Source organism: Ornithinibacillus proteolyticus (assembly GCF_039581225.1).
Taxonomy (GTDB): domain Bacteria; phylum Bacillota; class Bacilli; order Bacillales; family Amphibacillaceae; genus Ornithinibacillus; species Ornithinibacillus massiliensis.
In genome coordinates this window covers 20,339-42,411 of sequence record NZ_JBCPXV010000033.1, presented here as the reverse complement: position 1 = coordinate 42,411, position 22,073 = coordinate 20,339, and the positions used below count along the sequence as shown (strand labels likewise).

Below are 22,073 nucleotides of genomic sequence, written 5' to 3'. Positions count from 1 at the left end.
AGCCGCAGACCGAATTAATGTACAATTAAATCAGCAACAAGTAGCATGATTTCTGTTTTTAAAAATACATTTTAGAAATTCTGTAGGATTCTGTATTTTTAAAAAGAGCAATTATGAAATTGACTCACTTGTTTATATAAAAGAACCGAGAAAGATTTTCATAAAGACCTAATACTCAGCTGTCCTTGGATTCTGCTACTTTGAAAATTAAATCAATATTTAAAGACTTTGACATTTATTAGTGGGAGTGCTTTAGTGAAATTTACCAACTTTATTCTAATTTTACCAACTATAAAGTTACAGGCCAATTGGAAAGTTCTATTTTTTATAATAATATAAAAATTTATCACGGCATATTAATTAATTTTCGGTATAATTGGGTATTGCTCAAATTAAAATGTCTTTTCAAGATTAACAATTTACTTTTTTATTTGTAATAACTCCACCTATGTTAACTAGCAAATTGTCTACCCTTCATTGAGCTATGCAGACCTATTTACTAATTAAAATAAAGCATAAGCTTTCCAAATGGAAAGTTTATGCTTTACGTCACAATAACACAAAAAACCACCAACATATGTATTGGTGGAGACGGCGGGAGTCGAACCCGCGTCCAAAGGTATCGGCACTCAGGCTTCTACACGTGTAGTTGGTATATTATCTTTCACTAGCTCTTCAGCCTACCAACAGGCTTCCGAGTAGCTAGTCCGATTGATTTCAACGCTCATCCTCAGACTGCGGATGACCGTATAGCCCGCTCAAGTTGAGACCCTTCAATCCGCTTCACGGGCGAAAGCGGGAAGGATCCTTTAGTAGTGCTTACGCAGCTGCTAAAGAGTAATTGTTTTGTTTGCCAGTTATATTTAGGCGATAACGTTTTACGAGTCGTAACCTCGACGCGCAACCTGAGCTCGACCTACCCCTGTCGAATCCGTAACGTCCCCATAAAGGAAAACGCTCGGGTAAATACGAGCACAAATTATTATTCAATTATTAATCGCTTATTAGCGACATGATTTATTATAACATATCCTAAAACATTTTCAAGGGCTCATAGGTGGGATGTTTTCCCACTAAGCCTTACGTTTTCCAGTTCACGGTTCTACTCACTTAATACTTTATCTATCACTAACTTCGTCATATTCGGCACAATCTCCATCGAATACGCTATTTCTACTCGTTCAAGCTTCTTATGAGCATCCAAGCCATACGGACCGATATTAATCACCGGAACATTAATATCTCTTATAGCATCATAATCTACGTAATGCTTCGTGCCCCATGCTGGATTATTATCCTTTACAGCCTTTATTCCAGCTTCATCATCGCTAATCGCCATAAAGCTCATGTCAGAGATATATGGAAAGAAGTTCTTCACCTTTATCGGTTGTTTATATACGGATTGAATGGTATGAACCGCTTTATCTAAAGCATCATTCAATTTCTGTTCATTAGACGTTTTCCCTGTCAATTCAATTCGCGGATAATATAAGGAAGAATAAAATAATATAATGGTTGGATTCTTATCCTCCATCCACTTCCACGCTTCCTCAACCACTTTTAAAGCAAACATACGTGTATCGAGAGAATCATCATGAAGTAAGGTATTTTTGAAAACAGCCATTGCTTCTTTATACTTGTTACCATGTGCTTTGACTAACATTTCATCCATTTCTTCATAGAGGAGGACTCGTGGCTCCCACGGAACCCCGTCATTCCGTTTTCCTGACATGTTACAATACGTGTTATAGCTCTGTTCAAAAGCAGTTAAAGCATTTTGAAAAGCAATATGAGCTTGCTCCTTCAACAATTCAAGTGCTTCCTTTGGCGTCCAGGAATGGATGAAAAAGTTATAATATACAAACGCTCCTAAAGCCGTCTGTACATTATATGCAGCCTTTAAATCCATTTGTTTTAGGGCAACTGGTGGTAATGTATATTCACCATGTGCTTCATTACAAAGCTCGGGATTATAGCTAATCTGTCTCGTTAATTCGGATGCAATGAAATTAGGATCAATTCCCTCAAAGGCAGCACCGACATGGGTTTCAGCCCCAGTAATATAAAAGGATGGGAGCAATTTCCCTACGGTGCCTTTATAAATATAACGATTCGGATCCCCCTCATATAATGGCGATACAAAATCAGCATTTATCGCAGCAACATAATCAAACCCTTGCTCTTCTTTCCATTTATTTAATGTTTTAAGTGCAGAGAGAATACCATGTGAACCATCCTCTTCATCGCATTCTGCAATAAACACGAGGTTACCATTTAGCTTTTCCGGATGTTCAGAGAAATATTGAAGTAAATACAAATTACTTGCCAGTCCACTCTTCATATCAAGAGCTCCACGGCCAAATAACCATTCATCCGGAAGCAAATGCTCTCGGTCCTTAAGTGAAATCTCTTCATCCTTTAACCATTCCATCCATTCATCTGGTTGAAAAGCATAGTCTGCCTGTTGATTAAAATCCTCTACCCCAACGGTATCCATATGTCCCATCATGATAACTGTCCGATTACTATTTCCTTTTGTTCCTTTCACATAAGCAAGAACATTATGGCGTTCCATTTCATCGTCTATCGTTTTTTCAATTACTAAGTGATCCGGGTTTGCTTGATAATAAGGAAAAGATGCTATCATCGTGTATAAGGAATGAGCAATTACACGCTCGCCATCCGTATTCACAATACTTCGAATCGAAACAAGCTGCTTAGTTAAATGTAAGACTTCATCACGACATTTCATTAAAGAATATCCCATTCACTTTATCCCCTTTAATAGTGTAAAACCATCAGTCACTAGTAAACTGATGGAAATATTCTTATCGATTATAGTCTTTTATCGCACGATCAATATCACGCTTCATTTGTTTCTTCTTTAAATCCTCACGTTTATCGTATTTCTTCTTCCCTTTTCCAAGTCCTATTAATACTTTTGCATAGCCATTCTTCAAATAGATTTTCAACGGAACCAGTGCATACCCTTCTTGCTGGGTCAAACCAATCAGCTTATCAATTTGCTTTCGATGTAGTAATAGCTTCCTTGTTCTAGTTGGATCATGATTGAATCGGTTTCCTTGTTCATACTCCGAAATATGCAAGTTGATTAATTGAACTTCACCACGTTTATCGATTCGAGCATGGGAGTCCTTTAAATTCACACGTCCCGCACGCAATGATTTAATTTCGGTACCTTGTAGGACAATCCCCGCTTCATAAGTATCTTCTATAAAATAATCATGTGATGCTTTTTTATTTTGTGCAATAACTTTACCTTCACCTTTAGGCATTGTTTCGCCCTCCTAAAACTACGTGCATCAATTTTACCAAATAATCCAACGTTATTCCAATAAGAAGGGAAGAAATCAGGTTATATCATAAGTTTGTCCATGCAACCTCTATTGATGAGAAAAACCCCAAAGGTATCTGCTTTGTACCTAGGGGCTCTACTAATCCAGATGTTATAACAGTAAAAGACTCAATGCCATTAATGCCATACCACATATTACCCCATAAATGGAGACATGGGCTTCATCAAATTTTTTCGCTGCTGGTAATAATTCATCAAGCGAAATAAATACCATAATCCCAGCTACAGCTGCAAAGATAATACCAAACATCGTTTCCGTTAAGAATGGCATTAGGAATAAGAAAGCGACAATTGCCCCAACAGGTTCTGCAAGTCCGGACAGAAAAGAATATTTAAAAGCCTTTTTCTTATCATTTGTAGCATAGTAAATCGGAACGGAAACCGCGATACCTTCTGGGATATTATGAATTGCGATTGCTATAGCAATGGCAAATCCTAGCGTTGAATCCTGAATAGTCGAAACAAAAGTAGCAATACCTTCAGGGAAATTATGTATCCCTATTGCCAGTGCTGTAAAAACGCCCATTTTCATCAGGTCAGGATTTTTTGTTACTGTTCCATTGGTCTTCATATCCTCCACTTTCTTTAATTCGTGTGGATTGGATCCCGACGGCACAAATCGATCAATTAATGCAATCAGTAACATTCCCGCAAAGAAAGATACAACGGTCAGCCATCTCCCTCCACTCTCACCTAACTCTGAAACAAGGGAATCTTGCGCCTTTACAAATATTTCAACCATGGATACATAAATCATGACCCCAGCAGAAAAACCTAACGCAAAAGATAAAAACTTCGTGTTTGTTGTTTTCGCAAAAAACGCTAGTAAACTCCCTATCCCCGTAGCCAAACCGGCCATTAACGTGAATAAGAAAGCAAGTATCACTTCTTGTGGCATTCAGTAGATCTCCCTTTCACAGTTGGACTATCCAATTTGTTTTTCCCTAGGGAAACATTTTAATATAGAAATATATTACTCGATGGGTGATAAATATGCAATACAAAATTCAAAAATTTACAAAAGACTAGTTCAAAATAATTCTGCACAATTGAATTACTTTCCTCAAATTTCACTTTTATTCTTCAAACTATTAGATTACACGTCTTTTTGTTTTCTTATGCTGGCGGGAAAGATTCTTATCCTTCCCTATCTGCTAAGAAAAAGACTAATTCTGCCAGTTAGACAGAATTAGTCTTTTAAATAAGACGTTATTTGTGCTTATTTTTTCTTTTTTGTTTTTGGCTTCTTAGATTTAGCAGGATGTTTGGAGGATTTGCCGTTTTTGGCAGGTTTTCCGGATTTACCCGGTTTTCCACTCTTACTAGATTTCCCTTTATTAGTACTTCCATTCCGGCCTTTATCTGATCTATGTGGCAGTTCCTTGTTTCCTTTCTTTCCTACTCCTACAATTTCAAAATCAATTGCATGCTCGTCCATGTTCACACTAGTGACGCGAACGTCAATTTCTTGTCCAATTCGATACACTTTACCGGTACGTTCACCGATCATGGCATAATGACGCTCATCAAAATGATAGTAGTCATCCGTCAAATAGCTTACATGAACAAGCCCTTCAATGGTGTTTTCTAATTCAACAAATAACCCAAAACTAGTCACAGAGCTAATAACGCCAGTGAATTCTTCACCAATTCGGTCCTGCATATATTCTGCTTTTTTCAAATCGTCCGTATCACGCTCTGCATCGACTGCTGTACGTTCTTTCTCAGAAGAATGTCTAGCAATCTCCGGTAGCTTCTCTTTCCAGCTGCCGATTGTCTTAGCGTCTAATGACTTTTCAATTAAATAGGTTCGAATTAAACGGTGAACAATTAAATCAGGATATCGTCTAATTGGTGAAGTAAAATGCGTATAAAACTCCGTAGCAAGTCCAAAATGACCGACACCTTGTGGATCATATTTCGCCTGCTTCATCGAGCGGAGCATAAGCTTCGAGATAATCATTTCCTCTGGTTCGCCTTCTGCATCCTCCAGCACCTTTTGTAAGCTCTGTGGGTGGATTTCATTTGCTGTACCTTTGACTTTATAGCCTAACCCACCTAAGAACTCAAAGAAGTGTTGTAGCTTACTTTGATCTGGGTCCTCATGAATACGGTGAATAAATGGTACATCCATCCAGTGGAAGTGTTCGGCAACCGTTTCATTAGCTGCTAACATGAACTCTTCAATTAACCGTTCCGCTACAGAACGTTCTCGAATTACGACATCAGTTGCCTTTCCTTCTTCATCCACTAATACTTTCGCCTCTTTAAAATCAAAGTCGATTGCACCGCGACCCATCCGCTTCGAGCGCAGAATGGAAGCAAGCTTTTCCATTTGCTCAAACATCGGTACTAGTGGCTCATATCGCTCTCTGAGTTCTTCATCTTGATCGACAAGTATTTTATTGACATCGGAATAGGTCATTCTTTCGGTTGTACGAATGACACTTTGGAAAATTTCATGATTAACTACTTTACCCGTTGAGTCGATTTCCATCTCACAGCCTAGTGTTAATCGGTCCACTTTCGGATTTAAGGAACAAATTCCATTCGACAAACGATGGGGAATCATCGGGATAACTCGGTCTACAAGATAGACACTTGTCCCACGCTCAAACGCCTCTTTATCAATTGGTGTTCCTTCTTTTACATAATAACTAACATCTGCAATATAAACGCCTAATTTATAATTGCCGTTATCTAATCTTTTCACCGTTACTGCGTCATCAAGGTCCTTGGCATCTGCACCATCAATGGTCACGATTACTTCATCACGAAGGTCGCGTCTATTTTCTAGCTCTATAGGATCGATTTCATCTGGTGTATTAACCGCTTGTTCTAACACTTCTGGTGGAAAGTCCATTTTAATCCCATGTTTATATATAATCGAGATAATATCAATTCCAGGATCATTTTTATGACCAAGAATTTGAATGATTTCCCCTTCCGCACTCATTCGATTCTCAGGATATTTCGTAATACGAGCAATTACTTTATGCCCATCTACTGCTCCATTCATCTTACCTTTAGGGATAAAAATATCGTTTGGAATGCGTTTATCATCAGCTATAACAAAGCCAAATGCTTTGTTGTACTCAAACGTACCAACAACCTCGGTAATAGCTCGTTCAATAATCCGAATGACAACCCCTTCTGGTCGGTTTCCAGAAATATCCTGCTTTTCAATCCGCACTAAGACACGATCATTATTCATTGCGGATGTTAAGTCCGAATGATGAATGTACACATCGGTTTCATTTTCATCATCTGGAATTAAGAAGGCAAATCCCTTCGCATGCATTTGAATGCGACCACGGATTAAGTTCATCTTTTCCGGAAGGCCAAATCGATTCTTTCTTGTCCGAACAAGCTCACCTTTGTACTCTAATTCGTTTAACGCTTTAACTAGCTCTTTAAATTCGACTACATCCGTTATTTCCAGAATCTCTTCTAATTCTTCTACCGCTAAGGGCTTGGAGTCGTAGGTTTTAAAAAACGCACGTACCTTTTCTACCATTGTTTCACTCATATGACACCCTCCTTCTCTTTCTACTCTGCATTGTTGTATCTCATTCTGCCCAATCTAATGATTCTAAAAACTGATAAATATCTTCATGTAATTGCTCTTTCTCTTTATCAATTGTAATGACATGGCCAGATTCTTCGTACCAGTTGATTTCTTTTTGCTCTGCTTCCACATTCTCATAAATATATGTAGCACTGGCAGGATTAATCATCTTATCTTGTCTAGCCTGAACAACCATGGTCGGTGTATAAATGGTGTCCACATTAGACTTAACATCCGTTATCAGCTTTCCAAGTGCTTCAAACATTGGACTAGAATGTTCCATTAAATAGGAAACTTCATTTTGGATTGTTTCTTCATCTTTTCCTTCTAGTTGTTTATATTCTTTTGAAAAAACCTGGAACCCGGAAGTTAACTGCTTTTCATTATCAAAAAACATTGGAGCACACATCGGTATAACCCCTTTTATCTTTTGCGAATAGGCAAGTTTTAAACTAAATACACCACCTAATGACAGGCCTGCAACTGCAATTTCGTTATAGCCTAAATCTTTAAGGTGTTGAAAGGCTTTCTGAACATCCTCCCACCATTGGTCAGGTCTTGTTTCAATTAATTCCTCAGGCGGTGCACCATGACCACGATAAATTGGTGCATGGCTCGTATATCCTTTCTTCTCTAAAAAGCGTCCAAGCATCCGGACATCGGCTGTATGGCCGGTAAATCCATGTAATAATAAAACAGCTCTTGGTCCTGCTTCAAATGTAAATGGTTTTGGTTGTATTACTTTCATCTGACATAAACTCCTTCTCTATTATTACTTTACCCTTTATACTATAACTTACACGAATTTGTGTAGAAAAACTAATCAATTATTCTAACCGATATACAGTAAAAAACCCTTACCACTTTTTGTGATAAGGGTTGTCATCGACTATTGTAATACGTAAGCACTTAAGAAAGCTAAGACAAAGAATAATACTCCCGCTACAACAGTTGATCTGTGTAGAACAAGGTCAATTCCTCTAGCTTTTTGCTTCCCGAATAATTGCTCCGCTCCGCCTGAGATAGCCCCAGAAAGACCAGCACTTTTACCACTTTGTAATAGAACTAAAATAATCATAACAATTGCATCAAGAACTAATAGAAAATTCACAACACTTCCCATGTTTCCATGGCACCTCCTGATCTTAAACAGACAGTTAACTATTCATACTTTAGCATAATTTCGAATACTTTATCAAGCTATTTTTATAAAAGTAGAATATATTATACATATAATAGCATTTCCCAAAAGATTAATCTATGATAAGCATATTACGAGATCATGTAATAGGGAGTGATTGTAATGAAAACGACTTTCTGGATGAAAACGGAGGATAACGTGGAACTCTATGTCGAAAAGTGGCATACCCCTGATAGACAACCGAAAGCCATTGTTCAAATAGCACATGGGATGGTAGAGCATATCCAACGTTATCATAATTTTGCTAGGTATTTACTAGAACATGACATATTCGTCTATGGAAATGATCATCGCGGACACGGAAAAACAGGTCAAAGACAAGGCCTAATGGGCTATTTCGATGAGTCAGATGGCTTTACAAAAACAACAGAAGATTTATTCACCATCACCAAGAAGATCCAAGGAGATTATCCGGATATACCCATTTTCTTACTTGGTCATAGTATGGGCTCCTTTCTAGCAAGAAATTATATACAAGTGCATAGTGACATTCTTCAAGGTGTAATTCTTTCCGGTACAGGCTTTTATCCATCGTTAACGACTAGTCTCGGTAAAACTCTTTCAGCTCGGTTAAATCCAGTAGAGAAGTCCCCTTTGATGAATAAACTTGCCTTTGGCGCATTTAATCGTAAAATCCAGAATCCAAAGTCCCCGTTTGACTGGATTTCACGAGATCCTGACATTGTAAAAGCATATATGCAAGACCGTTTTGCAGGATATATACCAACAGCACGCTTCTTTTTCGATTTAATGACAGGCCTACAATTCATACACAATCCAAAGCGAAATGCTACTATACGTAAAAACCTGCCCATGCTATTTATTAGCGGTGAAGCAGATCCTGTTGGTAACTATGGAAAAGGAATTTGGAAAACTGTTTCCCTCTATACACAGCTCGGACTTGATAATATTACAACGACTCTATTCGAGGGAGCAAGACATGAAGTGTTGAACGAAATAAACAAGGAGGAAGTTTACAACATAATCCGACAATGGATTTTACAAAATATGACAACTTATCCACCTAAAACGCTTTCAATTTGAACAATTTGTATACAAAAGTGTAATCGCTTGAAACCTAGGTATATTACGGTTAAAGTAGTTAAGTATAGTAAAAATTATTTGAAGGGTTGGTACAATCGTATGACAAACATCCATGGTATTGCAGCATCTTCTGGCATTGCAATTGCAAAAGCCTACCAGCTAGTAACACCGGACCTAACATATACTGCAGAGACTGTTGATAATCCAGAAAGCGAAATCAAGCGATTAGAAGATGCGTTAGAAATCTCCAAACAAGAGCTTGAGAAAATTAAGGCTCACACACTAAAAGAACTTGGTGAAGAGCACGCAGAAATTTTCTCAGCACATTTACTAGTTCTAGGAGATCCAGAACTAATTAATCCAATTAAAGATAAAATTAAAAATGAAAAACTATCTGCTGAGGCCGCATTAGATGAAGTAGCTAAAATGTTCATCGAAATGTTTGAAAGCATGGACAATGAATACATGCGTGAGCGTGCTGCTGACATTCGTGATGTAACCAAGCGTGTATTAGCACATCTTCTTGGCGTATCTTTCCCAAATCCTGCATTAATTGACGAAGAGGTTATCGTTATTGCTGGTGATTTAACACCATCTGACACGGCTCAATTAAACCGTCAATTTGTAAAAGGATTTGCAACCGATATCGGTGGACGTACATCACACTCTGCTATCATGGCAAGATCTTTGGAAATACCTGCTGTAGTTGGTACAAAAGAAGTGACCAAAACCATCTCCCAAGGTGATATCGTCATTATTGATGGAATCGATGGTAATGTAATTGTCAATCCAACAGAAGAGCAAGTGAAAGAATACGAAGAAAAAAGTGAAAGCTTCAAAAAACAACAAGCACTTTGGGCAGAATTAAAAGATGAGCCTACCTTTACTTCTGATGGTGAACAAGTGGAGCTTGTAGCAAATATCGGTACACCTGAAGATGTAACTGGTGTTATGAACAATGGTGGAGAAGGTGTTGGTCTTTACCGTACAGAATTCTTATATATGGGTAAAAGTGATCTCCCTTCTGAGGACGAGCAATATGAAGCATACAAATCTGTTCTAGAACAAATGGGAGACAAGCCTGTTGTAGTTCGTACACTAGATGTTGGTGGGGATAAAGAGCTACCTTATCTTGACTTACCAAAAGAATTAAATCCATTCTTAGGCTATAGAGCAATCCGCTTCTGCCTAGAAAATGAACATGTTTTCCGTCCGCAATTACGTGCACTACTTCGTGCAAGTGTTTATGGAAACTTGAAAATTATGTTCCCAATGATTGCGACACTAGAAGAGTTCCGTAAAGCGAAAGCAATTCTATTAGAAGAAAAAGACAACCTTAAAAATGAAGGTCACGACGTGTCAGATAATATTGAAGTAGGTATAATGGTAGAGATTCCATCCACTGCTGTTATCGCAAAACAATTTGCTAAGGAAGTAGACTTCTTCAGTATTGGTACAAACGACTTAATTCAATATACAATGGCTGCTGACCGTATGAATGAGCAAGTATCATACTTGTATCAACCATACCATCCAGCAATCTTAAACCTTATCAATAATGTTATTGAAGCTGCACATAGTGAAGGTAAATGGACTGGTATGTGTGGAGAAATGGCTGGAGACCCAATCGCGATTCCTATCCTACTTGGTTTAGGGTTAGATGAATTCAGCATGAGTGCAACATCTATTTTACCAGCACGTACACAATTAAAAGGCATCTCTAAGAAGGAAATGGCTTCTTACAAGGACAAGCTATTAACTATGTCTACAGCTGAAGAAGTTGTTGCATTTATAAAAGAAAAAACAGAATAAGCACTTAAAAAGCCCAGACAACTAGTCTGGGCTTTCTCTATGTTAGGGTGAAATTCTAATTTGAAACAGTTTTGTCTCTCTTCAATAACTAGACTGGGCAGGTTAAACTGCCTTGCTACTATGAAACAGTTTTACATTGTCAATGTTGGGAAGTTTTCGTAAAACAGAACTACTTAACCAATACATGCTGAAGATAATCATTGTAATACCGCAGAATAATACAGCGATTTCTGGTGCGAAGGTATCGCCGATAAAGCCACCAATTAGAGCACCAACAGGCATTCCTAAAGATGCTGTGCTACTTAACAAGGTAATTACTCTCCCTATAAATGCTGTCTCTACCTGTTTTTGTATAGCTGAAAATACAAGAATGTTTAGTATCCCAATAGAGATTGCACCTATACTGTATAAAATCATAGATGGAATTAAAGGTAAAGTTGCTGTACCGACCCACATAATACCAGTGCCAATGTATGAGAATATAATGATTTTCCCAAAATCTAATTGCTTTATTTTAGGAGTAATAATCGTACCAATCATTATTCCTGTTGACAAGGCAGCTAGATAGAATCCATACATTGCTTCTGTCCCATTTCCTTTCAAAAGGGAGAATGCGGGTAAATTGGTTGTCATGATAGTCATTGCAATGTTAATAAAAGTTATAGAGAATATCATTTTAGGAATCAATGAATTTCTATTATAGGAAAACCCTGCCTTGAGATCTTGTTTATAAACATTAACTACAGATCCAATAGACTCGGATTTTTCTCGCGTAATTTCTGGTTGTTGGAAATTGAAAAATGCATACAAGAGGCTTACGATTAAAAGACAGGAGGCAGTAATTGAAATCGCCGGAACAGTACCAATGATTGTAATGATAATCCCTGCTCCTGCAATAAAGACAATATCCATTGCTTCACGAATCGTTTGTAAATAAGAATTGGCTTCTACCACATTATCTTTTCCTACAATGATTGGTAGTACGGTGGATTCGATTGGGTACGTATATTGTGAAAATAAGGCAACAATAAATAGCAAACTAATGACATACCAAACATTTAATCCAATTGTGTAATGTAGTATTGGTATAGAAAGTAATATAATCGCTTTTATTAGGTTACTATATACAAGGCTATTCTTATATTTTGCGTAATTAGCTAATGGGGCAATTAAAAAGGATAGTGCACTGGCTGAAGTTATTGCAAACGCAGCAAACCCAGAATAAAGAACACTTCCACTTACCTGTAAAACAAGCAACATCCCAGCAACTAAATAAATCCCACTTCCTAACCCATTAACAAATACACCAGTCATTAAGATTAAGAAATTTCTTTCCCGCATAAATGGCTTTATCATTCTTTTCATTATTCCTTCTCCTCCTCGTTAGCTTCTTTTATAAGAAATTCAATAGAATAAGGTGATTGTTCTTCAGTATCTTTCTCTTTATGGGACAAGTGTCCATATTTAAAGAATAGATTCTCTAATTCTTCACTTAACTGAGCCACAAGTTTTTTCGATAAGTAGATATTGGAGGTTCTACCATCCACATGCCCTGGTGGAGATACTTTCTCCGGATTCTTATATGTTCTAGCTCGAGCTCTATAATATTTTTCTACAATCCCCTTTTCCGTATTAATACTCTCAATTTCTAAAATATCGTGTTTTAAAAGCTGCTGAATATGATAGTAAACAGTCCCAGGGTTTTTTCCCAATAAATCTGCTACTTGCTTAGGTGTCATCGGCTGTTCGTAAAGATAAGCTACTATTCTGGCTCGTAAAGGATTCGATAGCACTTTTTGTTGTTCCCAATTAATTTCCATCACGTTATCTTTATCCAGTTTTTTTCTGTCCATATTGATCACCCTTCTGATTTGTTTTGTATTTCTAAATCAATTTATAAATCCAAATCGCTTATTTGTAATTATAATACGATTTAGAAATCCAAATGTCAATATATTTTTTCAGAAAAATACAAATCAAAGAAACAATTTGGACCTTAATGAATCATTTATACGAAAGTATCCCATTTAATTAGGGATAAGTGTTCATTTCTAGGTTGTTTCAGTTCTATTTAATATTTCTCTATATTATGAGTCGTTTCGTTTCTTCAATTTTTCATAAGTTTATAGGATTGTTTAAAAACACTCCTCATTTTATTTCATTCTTTTAGAGAATTGTTAAAAAAAACTCCTAACTCAACTATTTATTTTTCAATAAATTCAATGTATAATAATTATGGTACTATAAAATTACCATTAGTACCAAGGAGGTAAATAAGTATGAATGATAGAATAATCCAAGAAGCAATTAATCTGATTCATGAGAAAGGTTTTTCATTTACTATTAGTGACTTAGTTAGGAATCTAGGAACAAGTAAACGAACCATTTATCAATATTTCGATTCTAAAGATTCTATAATTGAAGCGATAATTGAAGAATTAATCTCTGAAATCAAACAGAAAGAACAACATATATACAATAATGAGGATCTCAGCTTGATAGAAAAAATTAGAGAATTACTTATCTGCATACCGGAAGAATTTCAGATAATGGATTTTCGCCTATTAATTCAACTAAAAAAGCTACATTATAACCAATGGGAAAAATTAAATAATTTTATATCACATGAATGGGATATTGTTATAGAACTTATGGAAAGAGGGATTAAAGAAGGGAAAATACGAAAAATTAATATACAATTATTCATAGAGTTGTATTTAGGTGCAATCAATCAGATATATGATGCGAAATTCTCCCTCAAAAATTGTTTAACGATGAGCCAAATATTAAATTCCGCTATAGATATTCTATTAAATGGTATCTATGTAGAATAAAAAGGAAGGGAAGAAGGAGCTTTGCATTGGATATATTTAAGTTTAGCAATAATATTTGAAGTTGCTGGTACCATTTCCATGAAAGTTTCGGAAGGTTTTAGTAAGGTTATACCAAGTACCATGCTTATATTATTTTATATCTGTAGTTTAATCTTCCTGACATTGACATTAAAGGATTTAGAGGTTTCCATAGCATATGCTATCTGGTCCGGTATGGGTATTGTTATTATCACAGTTATAGGGTTTGTTTATTTTAATGAAAATATTAGTTACCTAAAAGTTTTTGCTATTGCTTTAATTATTATTGGAGTAGTGACATTAAATATGACTGAAGGTCAAAAAGCTCCTACCCATAAAGATATAATGGAGCATGAATCTAACTAATTTGGGGTTCTTGTGTTAATTGGAAACGTGTTTATGGGGTTGTAGATGAGGATTAAAATTCTGACCTACATAAACATTATCAAAAACTTAATCATATGATAGGCGGTATAGAAATGAAACTATTGAAACCCTTTTTCTTAGTTACAGATATAGGTTTTATTATTTATTGGATTGCTACCTTTTTCCACCTAATACCTAAAAGTGTTGCTTTTAAAGATTACGATAACCCTATAATTATAGCGTGGAATTGGTCCTTTTTTCCACTGGATATACTTATTTCAATTACAGGTTTGTTCAGTCTGTATTTATATAAACTGAAAAAGGATTCTTGGAAGGACTATGCGTTAATTTCCTTAGTATTAACATTCTGTTCCGGTTTACAGGCAATAGCCTACTGGGCATTCATAAGGGATTTTGATTTAATGTGGTGGGCTTTTAATTTATATCTTATGATTTATCCATTGTTCTTTCTAAGAATGTTATTAATACAAAAGAATAGTGTTTCGTTCCAAAGGTCATGATTAGCCTTCAGAGCATGTTTAACAAGTTATTACATTGGATTTAAATATTTCTAGATAGTGGTACTACCTTTTAAGGTATTGCTTAATTAAACAACTTATCCAAATAGCTCGAAGCTTTTCAAATTGTAGATCGAGGCTGTTGTTTTCATTATTTATCTAAGCTCCTAGTAACTGCATCTTCTTCATTTATATCACAGATAGTATAAACACAGCCCCTCCATGACATAATCCTTACCTATTCATGAAGTGAATCCTATTACAATATCAATTTTTTTCGTTTCATTAGAAATTAACATTGAAAAACTCTATTCACTTCTGTTTGCCGTATTGCCACTGTAAAAAATATGATCAATCAAGGATGTATTTTCTTCAGCCACTATCTTAGCGCCACGACTATTTAAATGAATGCCATCTAATGTCAAATGAAGACCTCGCTTAGTAGATAATCGATCAATTCGGGATGTTTAACTAATCTCAACCTGATTTCTCTCCTGGTTCTTATTATCACTCGTTTCCTATCAATCTATTATTTCCATTTTATGATCAATCGGTGTTCTCCCTTTGCTCTTTGGAACTTTCTTTGGATAGCCAATTTGCATAACTGCTGCAATTTTATCCTTTTCAATATCTAGTCCTATCTCATCATAAAAATTAGCGTCATGCATATATGGTGTAATCGTCCAGAGCATCCCTACACCTAATTCCCATGCTGCAAGCTGAGCATTTTGAATAAATGCACATACTGCTGCGTATTCTTCTTCATAGCGAACAGGATCATTCTCTTTATCAAAATAGATAACGGCATGATGTGGAATTGCCATGAGGAATGATTTCATAGAAGCCATCGTTTTATCCTGATCTTTTTTCAGCATTCCCATTCTTAAGTAGCTATTGAGAATAGACTGGATTAACATTTCTTTTCCTTTACCTTGAAAAAGCTTAATCTTCCATGGTTCCTTCATATAATGTGTCGGGGCATAAGACCCATATGTAAAAATTTCTTTTAATAGCTTCATATCTACTTCTTTTTCCTGAAAGGAGTGGATACTTCTTCGATCCTTAATAATATCCAATACCATAATTTCCCCCATCTCTTACACAGATTGTAGTTTTATTATAATGATAAATTCTATGTTAGGCTAATCCATTGAGAAAAGTACAGGGCCAAGATTTAGAATGTACGAACGACTGATTTCTAGGACAGTAGTAACAGGTGTGCATAAGGAAGCCACTGTAAACGCTGAGCGTCTGGTGGATACGTTAATTTTATAATTTCTTTAAAAAAGGAGTACTACAACAGTACTCCCAAAGAATTAAAATTGCTGCCCGGACATAGTCGTCATAAAATCAATGAAGAAACGCTTATAATCAAAATCAACCGCAATACGATGTCTTTTAATCTCTTTCTCTGTCTCCTCTTCTAAATTTCCGAATGGACGGATATCGGCGATACTTTGACCACGTTCAGTCCCCTGAGTAGCCTGTACGATGTGGACAGGAAGCTCTTGAAAAGTAAACATATCCCCCCGATTTACCGCCATTAATGTTAGTACATCATGTAATGGTGCACCTTGTACATTAGGGTTTCTTTCCCTATAATATTCATAATAGTAATCGATCATCGGTTTAAGGATATCAATTGGCCCCACTTGGTCAATATAGTCTACCATTTGTTGTGTAGCTATTGCCCTTTCTGTTACATTTAATGGGATAATCGTTACATTATCCGCATAGGTTAAGACAATTTGTGCTGCTACTGGATCACCGTGAAAGTTCGCCTCAGACACCGCTGTAACGTTTCCTGGTACCCAAAATGCTCCACCCATTATATAGATTGCTTTTACTTTTTCCATCGTTAATGGATAGAGAAGATATAAAGTAGCAAGTGAAGTTAATCTTCCAATATTAACAATGTTAAGTTCACCTTCATATTCGTCAATAATTCCAATAATTTCATAAAAGTTTTCCAGCTCTGGCAATGGATCCTCAGTAGTTGGCGGAGTAATCGGTCCCAACCCATATTCCCCATGAATCTCTGGTACAAAGTCCGGTAATTCGGCTGTCATTGGATTTTCTGCACCTGTTATAATTGGTGTTTCTTGAGCTTCTTCTGTGACAACAATAGACTTTAAATATTGTACAGTTCTTAATGCATTCTCCCTTGGGATGTTCCCATAGTCTGTAACAACCCCCACAATCTCGATATCGTCATTTAAATACCCATATAAGAGTGCAGTAATATCATCTACCCCTATATCTCCAAAAACTAACACTTTCTCAGCCAAATGTTATCGTCCTTTCTAAAAGCCTTAATTATTATAGCCTATTAAATATCGATTGTGTCCGTGACCAACTATGTCACGTTTTTTGAAGCGTCGGGCATATTTTTACATGAAAAGCATATCGTATTCCAAAAAAATAAACGCATTAGCTCTTCCATTAGCTAATGCGTTTATTTCATTTACCTGTAGAAAAAGACTGCGTCACCGCAGCCTTTCGCAATTATTTATTTATTTTTCAAGTTATAAAATGCATTTAGTCCAGCATATTGACCCATGCCAGCTAATTCATCTTCAATACGTAGTAATTGATTGTATTTCGCTACACGGTCAGTACGAGACGGTGCACCAGTTTTGATTTGGCCAGCGTTAGTTGCTACTGCGATATCAGCGATAGTAGCATCTTCCGTTTCACCAGAACGGTGAGAAACAACTGCTGTATAACCAGCACGCTTAGCCATTTCAATTGCATCAAATGTTTCTGTTAATGTACCAATTTGGTTTACTTTGATTAGGATAGAGTTTCCTACACCTTGTTCGATTCCTTGTGCAAGTTTTTTCGTATTTGTTACGAATAAATCATCACCAACAAGCTGTACTTTGTTTCCTAGGCGCTCTGTAAGTAATTTATGACCTTCCCAGTCATTTTCATCTAAGCCGTCTTCAATAGAAATGATTGGATATTTATTAACCATTTCTTCGTACCAGTCTACCATTTCAGCAGAAGTACGTGTTACGCCTTCACCTTTAAGAACATATTTACCATCTTCGTACATTTCAGAAGATGCAACATCCATTGCTAATTTAACTTCTTCACCAGGCTTGTAACCTGCTGCTTCAATAGCCTCAACAATTGTTTGTAGTGCTTCTTCGTTTGAGCTTAGGTTAGGAGCGAATCCACCTTCATCCCCAACTGCAGTATTATAGCCTTTAGACTTTAATACATTTTTAAGAGAATGGAAAATTTCTGCACCAGTGCGAAGTGCTTCCTTGAATGTAGGAGCTGCAACTGGCATGATCATGAATTCTTGAATATCAACGTTGTTATCAGCATGCTCTCCACCATTTACAATGTTCATCATTGGAGTTGGAAGAGTTTTACCATTGAATCCACCTAAATAATTGTATAAAGGTACTTCTAGGAAGTTAGCTGCTGCATGTGCTACAGCCATAGAGACTCCAAGGATAGCATTAGCACCTAATTTTCCTTTGTTTTCTGTTCCATCAAGGTCGATCATTAAAGCATCGATAATGTTTTGACGAGTTACATCTAAACCGATTAATTCTGGTGCAATGATTTCATTTACATTATGAACTGCTTTTTCTACACCTTTTCCAAGATAGCGACCTTTATCACCATCACGAAGTTCTACTGCTTCATATTCACCAGTAGATGCTCCACTTGGTACCATTGCTGAACCGAAAGCTCCTGATTCTGTATAAACTTCTACCTCAACTGTAGGATTTCCTCGTGAATCTAATACTTCGCGTGCGTATACGTCTGTAATGTATGGCATAATTTTTTTCTCTCCTTTTACTTTTTAATCAGGGATGTCCCTGTCATTTCTTTTGGTTTTTCAATATCTAATAAATCAAGCAATGTCGGTGCTAGATCTGCTAGAATACCGCCATCGCGTAATTCTATTTCATCCTTCGTAACAATTACTGGAACTGGATTAGTAGTATGAGCCGTCATCGGATTGCCCTCTAATGTAACGACTTCATCTGAATTACCATGGTCTGCTGTAATAATAGCATGACCACCTAACTCGATTATTTTGTCCACTACTTTTCCTAGACATTCATCTACTGTCTCGATTGCCTTAATTGTAGGTTCAAGCATACCAGAATGTCCAACCATATCTGGGTTAGCAAAATTTAAGATAATGGCATTTACATCACCATTGTCTAATTCTTCTAGCAGTGCATCGGTTACTTCATAAGCACTCATCTCTGGTTTTAAATCGTATGTTGCGACTTTTGGTGAATCAATTAGGATGCGCTTCTCTCCAGGAAACTCTTGTTCACGTCCACCACTCATGAAGAAGGTAACGTGTGGATATTTTTCTGTTTCCGCAATACGAAGCTGCTTCATGTTATTTTGTGCTAATACTTCTCCAATTGTATTATCTAAGTTAGTTGGTTTGTAGGCAACAAATCCATCAATAGATTCACTGAATTGGGTAAGCATAACAAAATCTAAGTTTTTCGGAACTCCTGGTCCACGGTCAAAGTCACGGAAGTCTTCGTTAGCAAATGTACGGGATATTTGGATTGCTCTATCCGGACGGAAGTTAAAGAAGATAATAGAATCCTCATCCTCGACCTTTCCAACTGGTTGACCATTCGCATCTTTAATGACAGAAGGAATCACGAACTCATCATAGATACCATTTTGGTAAGAGTCTTCTACCACTTCAAGTGGATGGTTATAACTAGGTCCCTCACCATAAACCATAGCGTCATATGCTTTTTTAACACGGTCCCAGCGCTTATCGCGGTCCATTGAATAATAACGTCCAGAAACGGTAGCAATTTTTCCTACGCCTAGCTCCTTCATTTTTTGTTCCGTTTGTTCAATATAACCTTTTGCTGTCTGTGGTCCAACATCACGACCGTCAAGGAAAGCATGTACATACACTTTTTCTAGACCTTGATCACTTGCTAGCTTCAGTAATGCAAATAAGTGATCAATATGGCTATGAACACCACCATCAGATAATAAGCCAAAGATGTGTAGTGCTTTATTCTTCTCTTTCGCGCGACGGATTGATTTTAGAAAGGCTTCGTTTTCGAAAAAATCACCTTCACGAATCGATAAATTGACACGGGTAAGACTTTGGTACACGATACGTCCTGCACCAATATTTAAATGTCCAACCTCAGAATTACCCATCTGACCTTCTGGTAGTCCAACCGCTTCTCCACTAGCCTTTAATTGATTATGTGCATACGTATTCCAGTAACGGTCAAAGTTCGGTTTATTAGCTTGTTCTACCGCGTTACCTTTTACCTCATTACGGATAGCAAATCCATCCAGGATAATTAACGCAGCTAATTTATCTTGACTCATTTTGTACCTGCCTCCACAAGCTGTAGAAAGGAATCAGCTTCTAAACTTGCACCACCAACTAAAGCACCATCGATATCAGATTGTGCTAATAATTCATCCACGTTAGAAGGTTTAACACTTCCACCATATTGGATTACGATAGCTTCAGCAGTTGCTTCATCTGTTAGTGATTTCACTACGTTTCGAATGTGTGCACATACTTCATTAGCATCTTCATTGGATGCTGTTTTGCCAGTACCAATTGCCCATACTGGTTCATAAGCAATGATAGTTTGTGCTACTTGTTCGTTAGTTAGGCCTTCTAGCGCCTTTTTAACTTGTGTTTCTACTAATGACATTGTTTCATTAGCTTCACGTTGTTCTAATGTTTCTCCTACACAAACAATTGGAGTTAGACCATGGTTAAACGCAGCATGGGTCTTTTTATTTACTGTTTCATCAGTCTCAGCGAAATACTCTCGACGTTCTGAGTGACCAATTACGACATGGCTAACGCCTAAGTCTTTTAACATTACCGGACTTACTTCACCAGTAAATGCGCCATTTTCTTCAAAATGCATGTTTTGCGCACTAATCTTAAGATTAGTTCCTTTTGTTTTTTCCACTAAAGTTGCAAGATGTGGGAAAGGAGCACATACAATTGCTTCTACTTTTTCATCAGCAGGAATAGATTTTACAACTTCATCCACAAACTGTGTTGCTTCCGTAAGAGTTTTATTCATTTTCCAGTTACCTGCAATTACTCTTTTACGCATGGTATCACCTCTATTAAAGAATTGTGAAACTTATTTATTCGTAAGGGCTTCAACACCTGGTAGAACTTTACCTTCCATAAATTCCAAGGATGCTCCACCACCAGTTGATACGTGGTCCATTTTCTCTGCTAAGTCAAACTTCTCAACAGCTGCAGCAGAATCTCCACCACCAATAACGGTATAACCTTCTGTTTCTGCTAATGCCTCAGCCACTGCTTTTGTACCATTAGCAAATACATTTAATTCAAATACACCCATAGGTCCGTTCCAAATGACTAGTTTAGAATCTTTTACAAGTTGAGCATACTTCTCTCTTGTTTTCGGACCAATATCAAGTGCTTCCCAATCTGAAGGGATTTCAGATGTGGATACGATCTTTGTATTAGCTTCCTCTGAGAAATCATCTGCAACGACTACATCTTCAGGTAACACAAAATTAACGCCTTTTTCTTCCGCTTTTTTCATAAATTCTTTTGCTAAATCAATTTTGTCTTCCTCAAGAAGGGATTTTCCTATTTCATGCCCTTGTGCTTTAACAAAGGTGTATGCTAGGCCTCCACCGACAATCAAATTATCTACTTTATCTAATAGATTATCAATAACGCCAATTTTATCCTTAACCTTTGCCCCACCAATAATTGCCGTGAATGGACGGTCAGGATTCTCTAGTGCTTTACCTAAGACAGAAAGTTCTTTTTCCATCAGGAAACCAGCAGCAGATGTAAGCTTTTCAGCAATACCTGCAGTCGATGCATGTGCGCGGTGTGCCGCTCCAAAAGCATCGTTAACATAAACATCAGCCATATTTGCAAAAGCTTCAGCTAGCGCAGGATCATTTTTTTCTTCTCCAGCCTCAAAACGCACATTTTCAAGAAGCAATAAATCACCATCTTGTAATCCAGAAATAGCTTCATCTACTTCAGATCCGTAAACAGAATCGGTTTTTACAACTTCTTTTCCAATTAAATCACTTAAACGCTTCGCAACTGCGTCTAAACGTAGTTCATCTACAGCCTGACCTTTAGGACGACCAAGATGACTAGCTAAAATTACTTTTGCACCTTGCTCCGATAAATAGGTAATGGTTGGTAAAGCAGCTTTAATGCGTGTATCATCTGTTACTTCTCCATCTTTCATAGGTACGTTAAAATCTACACGGCAGAAAACTTTTTTCCCTTTTAAATCAAGGTCTTTTACTGTTAGTTTATTCATTGGATTCCCTCCTT

General features: G+C 36.9%; 19 protein-coding genes and 1 other RNA gene. 5 read left to right on the top strand and 15 right to left on the bottom strand.

The genetic code is table 11. The features are described from left to right. Window positions 1-583 precede the first annotated feature (583 nt). The 7 genes from ssrA to secG all read right to left on the bottom strand — a co-directional run bounded on the left by ssrA (window position 584) and on the right by secG (window position 8,067). Window positions 584-944: a transfer-messenger RNA gene (ssrA, locus tag AAIB49_RS14535) on the bottom strand. Window positions 945-1,102: 158 nt separating this feature from the next. After that, window positions 1,103-2,767, bottom strand: coding sequence for a M20/M25/M40 family metallo-hydrolase (locus tag AAIB49_RS14530; RefSeq protein WP_343458436.1), 1,665 nt, complete (start codon window positions 2,765-2,767; stop codon window positions 1,103-1,105). Between the two features lie 61 nt (window positions 2,768-2,828). Then, a complete protein-coding gene (smpB, locus tag AAIB49_RS14525; RefSeq protein WP_186870530.1) occupies window positions 2,829-3,296 on the bottom strand; it encodes an SsrA-binding protein SmpB in 468 nt (155 codons plus the stop codon). A gap of 171 nt (window positions 3,297-3,467) precedes the next feature. Next, the gene (gene zupT / locus AAIB49_RS14520) at window positions 3,468-4,274 is read right to left on the bottom strand and encodes a zinc transporter ZupT (RefSeq protein ID WP_339214039.1); all 807 of its coding nucleotides are present in this window, start codon (window positions 4,272-4,274) and stop codon (window positions 3,468-3,470) included. A gap of 321 nt (window positions 4,275-4,595) precedes the next feature. After that, on the bottom strand, window positions 4,596-6,905 hold the full coding sequence (rnr, locus tag AAIB49_RS14515) for a ribonuclease R (RefSeq protein WP_343458435.1): 2,310 nt from the start codon (window positions 6,903-6,905) through the stop codon (window positions 4,596-4,598). A 40-nt stretch (window positions 6,906-6,945) separates the two neighbouring features. After that, a complete protein-coding gene (locus AAIB49_RS14510; protein ID WP_343458434.1) occupies window positions 6,946-7,692 on the bottom strand; it encodes an alpha/beta hydrolase in 747 nt (248 codons plus the stop codon). 141 nt (window positions 7,693-7,833) lie between these two features. Next, window positions 7,834-8,067 carry a preprotein translocase subunit SecG gene (gene secG / locus AAIB49_RS14505; protein WP_339214033.1) on the bottom strand — a complete coding sequence of 78 codons (234 nt, stop codon included), beginning with the start codon at window positions 8,065-8,067 and terminating at the stop codon, window positions 7,834-7,836. A 180-nt stretch (window positions 8,068-8,247) separates the two neighbouring features. Here secG and AAIB49_RS14500 point away from each other — a divergent pair, with 180 nt between their 5' ends. Together AAIB49_RS14500 and ptsP are read left to right on the top strand one after the other, a co-directional pair. Beyond that, complete coding sequence (locus AAIB49_RS14500) at window positions 8,248-9,189, top strand: alpha/beta hydrolase (protein WP_339214031.1); 942 nt, start codon at window positions 8,248-8,250, stop codon at window positions 9,187-9,189. A gap of 99 nt (window positions 9,190-9,288) precedes the next feature. Beyond that, on the top strand, window positions 9,289-11,001 hold the full coding sequence (gene ptsP / locus AAIB49_RS14495) for a phosphoenolpyruvate--protein phosphotransferase (RefSeq protein WP_339214029.1): 1,713 nt from the start codon (window positions 9,289-9,291) through the stop codon (window positions 10,999-11,001). 102 nt (window positions 11,002-11,103) lie between these two features. Here ptsP and AAIB49_RS14490 read toward each other — a convergent pair whose 3' ends face one another. Continuing rightward, the gene (locus AAIB49_RS14490) at window positions 11,104-12,366 is read right to left on the bottom strand and encodes an MFS transporter (protein ID WP_343458433.1); all 1,263 of its coding nucleotides are present in this window, start codon (window positions 12,364-12,366) and stop codon (window positions 11,104-11,106) included. Further along, complete coding sequence (locus tag AAIB49_RS14485) at window positions 12,366-12,854, bottom strand: ArsR/SmtB family transcription factor (protein WP_343458432.1); 489 nt, start codon at window positions 12,852-12,854, stop codon at window positions 12,366-12,368. The genes AAIB49_RS14490 and AAIB49_RS14485 overlap by 1 nt, the downstream gene beginning before the upstream one ends. Window positions 12,855-13,280: 426 nt before the next feature. On the opposite strand from AAIB49_RS14485, the gene AAIB49_RS14480 reads away from it, so the two are divergent. The 3 genes from AAIB49_RS14480 (at window position 13,281) to AAIB49_RS14470 (ending at window position 14,740) form a co-directional block, all read left to right on the top strand. Then, complete coding sequence (locus AAIB49_RS14480; RefSeq protein ID WP_339214023.1) at window positions 13,281-13,835, top strand: TetR/AcrR family transcriptional regulator; 555 nt, start codon at window positions 13,281-13,283, stop codon at window positions 13,833-13,835. A 21-nt stretch (window positions 13,836-13,856) separates the two neighbouring features. Continuing rightward, the gene (locus tag AAIB49_RS14475; RefSeq protein ID WP_339214021.1) at window positions 13,857-14,219 is read left to right on the top strand and encodes a DMT family transporter; all 363 of its coding nucleotides are present in this window, start codon (window positions 13,857-13,859) and stop codon (window positions 14,217-14,219) included. 113 nt (window positions 14,220-14,332) lie between these two features. Continuing rightward, complete coding sequence (locus AAIB49_RS14470; protein ID WP_339214019.1) at window positions 14,333-14,740, top strand: YvaD family protein; 408 nt, start codon at window positions 14,333-14,335, stop codon at window positions 14,738-14,740. A gap of 518 nt (window positions 14,741-15,258) precedes the next feature. Here AAIB49_RS14470 and AAIB49_RS14465 read toward each other — a convergent pair. The 6 genes from AAIB49_RS14465 to AAIB49_RS14440 all read right to left on the bottom strand — a co-directional run bounded on the left by AAIB49_RS14465 (window position 15,259) and on the right by AAIB49_RS14440 (window position 22,059). After that, window positions 15,259-15,819: a nitroreductase family protein gene (locus AAIB49_RS14465; RefSeq protein WP_343458431.1), complete on the bottom strand. Its 561-nt coding sequence runs from the start codon at window positions 15,817-15,819 to the stop codon at window positions 15,259-15,261. Window positions 15,820-16,053: 234 nt separating this feature from the next. Further along, window positions 16,054-17,025, bottom strand: a complete 972-nt coding sequence (locus AAIB49_RS14460; RefSeq protein ID WP_339214015.1) for a nucleoside hydrolase — start codon at window positions 17,023-17,025, stop codon at window positions 16,054-16,056. A 221-nt stretch (window positions 17,026-17,246) separates the two neighbouring features. Further along, complete coding sequence (gene eno / locus AAIB49_RS14455; RefSeq protein WP_186870544.1) at window positions 17,247-18,536, bottom strand: phosphopyruvate hydratase; 1,290 nt, start codon at window positions 18,534-18,536, stop codon at window positions 17,247-17,249. 17 nt (window positions 18,537-18,553) lie between these two features. Beyond that, complete coding sequence (gene gpmI, locus AAIB49_RS14450) at window positions 18,554-20,092, bottom strand: 2,3-bisphosphoglycerate-independent phosphoglycerate mutase (RefSeq protein ID WP_343458429.1); 1,539 nt, start codon at window positions 20,090-20,092, stop codon at window positions 18,554-18,556. Continuing rightward, complete coding sequence (gene tpiA, locus AAIB49_RS14445) at window positions 20,089-20,847, bottom strand: triose-phosphate isomerase (protein WP_343458428.1); 759 nt, start codon at window positions 20,845-20,847, stop codon at window positions 20,089-20,091. Before tpiA ends, gpmI begins: the two co-directional genes overlap by 4 nt. A 30-nt stretch (window positions 20,848-20,877) precedes the next feature. Continuing rightward, complete coding sequence (locus AAIB49_RS14440) at window positions 20,878-22,059, bottom strand: phosphoglycerate kinase (protein WP_343458427.1); 1,182 nt, start codon at window positions 22,057-22,059, stop codon at window positions 20,878-20,880. Between the last annotated feature and the right edge of the window lie 14 nt (window positions 22,060-22,073).

Coding starts and splice junctions, on each gene's coding strand:
- AAIB49_RS14530 (WP_343458436.1), bottom strand. CDS start 2,767: ATGGGATATTCTTTAATGAAATGTCGTGATGAAGTCTTACATTTAACT.
- smpB (WP_186870530.1), bottom strand. CDS start 3,296: ATGCCTAAAGGTGAAGGTAAAGTTATTGCACAAAATAAAAAAGCATCA.
- zupT (WP_339214039.1), bottom strand. CDS start 4,274: ATGCCACAAGAAGTGATACTTGCTTTCTTATTCACGTTAATGGCCGGT.
- rnr (WP_343458435.1), bottom strand. CDS start 6,905: ATGAGTGAAACAATGGTAGAAAAGGTACGTGCGTTTTTTAAAACCTAC.
- AAIB49_RS14510 (WP_343458434.1), bottom strand. CDS start 7,692: ATGAAAGTAATACAACCAAAACCATTTACATTTGAAGCAGGACCAAGA.
- secG (WP_339214033.1), bottom strand. CDS start 8,067: ATGGGAAGTGTTGTGAATTTTCTATTAGTTCTTGATGCAATTGTTATG.
- AAIB49_RS14500 (WP_339214031.1), top strand. CDS start 8,248: ATGAAAACGACTTTCTGGATGAAAACGGAGGATAACGTGGAACTCTAT.
- ptsP (WP_339214029.1), top strand. CDS start 9,289: ATGACAAACATCCATGGTATTGCAGCATCTTCTGGCATTGCAATTGCA.
- AAIB49_RS14490 (WP_343458433.1), bottom strand. CDS start 12,366: ATGAAAAGAATGATAAAGCCATTTATGCGGGAAAGAAATTTCTTAATC.
- AAIB49_RS14485 (WP_343458432.1), bottom strand. CDS start 12,854: ATGGACAGAAAAAAACTGGATAAAGATAACGTGATGGAAATTAATTGG.
- AAIB49_RS14480 (WP_339214023.1), top strand. CDS start 13,281: ATGAATGATAGAATAATCCAAGAAGCAATTAATCTGATTCATGAGAAA.
- AAIB49_RS14470 (WP_339214019.1), top strand. CDS start 14,333: ATGAAACTATTGAAACCCTTTTTCTTAGTTACAGATATAGGTTTTATT.
- AAIB49_RS14465 (WP_343458431.1), bottom strand. CDS start 15,819: ATGGTATTGGATATTATTAAGGATCGAAGAAGTATCCACTCCTTTCAG.
- eno (WP_186870544.1), bottom strand. CDS start 18,536: ATGCCATACATTACAGACGTATACGCACGCGAAGTATTAGATTCACGA.
- gpmI (WP_343458429.1), bottom strand. CDS start 20,092: ATGAGTCAAGATAAATTAGCTGCGTTAATTATCCTGGATGGATTTGCT.
- tpiA (WP_343458428.1), bottom strand. CDS start 20,847: ATGCGTAAAAGAGTAATTGCAGGTAACTGGAAAATGAATAAAACTCTT.
- AAIB49_RS14440 (WP_343458427.1), bottom strand. CDS start 22,059: ATGAATAAACTAACAGTAAAAGACCTTGATTTAAAAGGGAAAAAAGTT.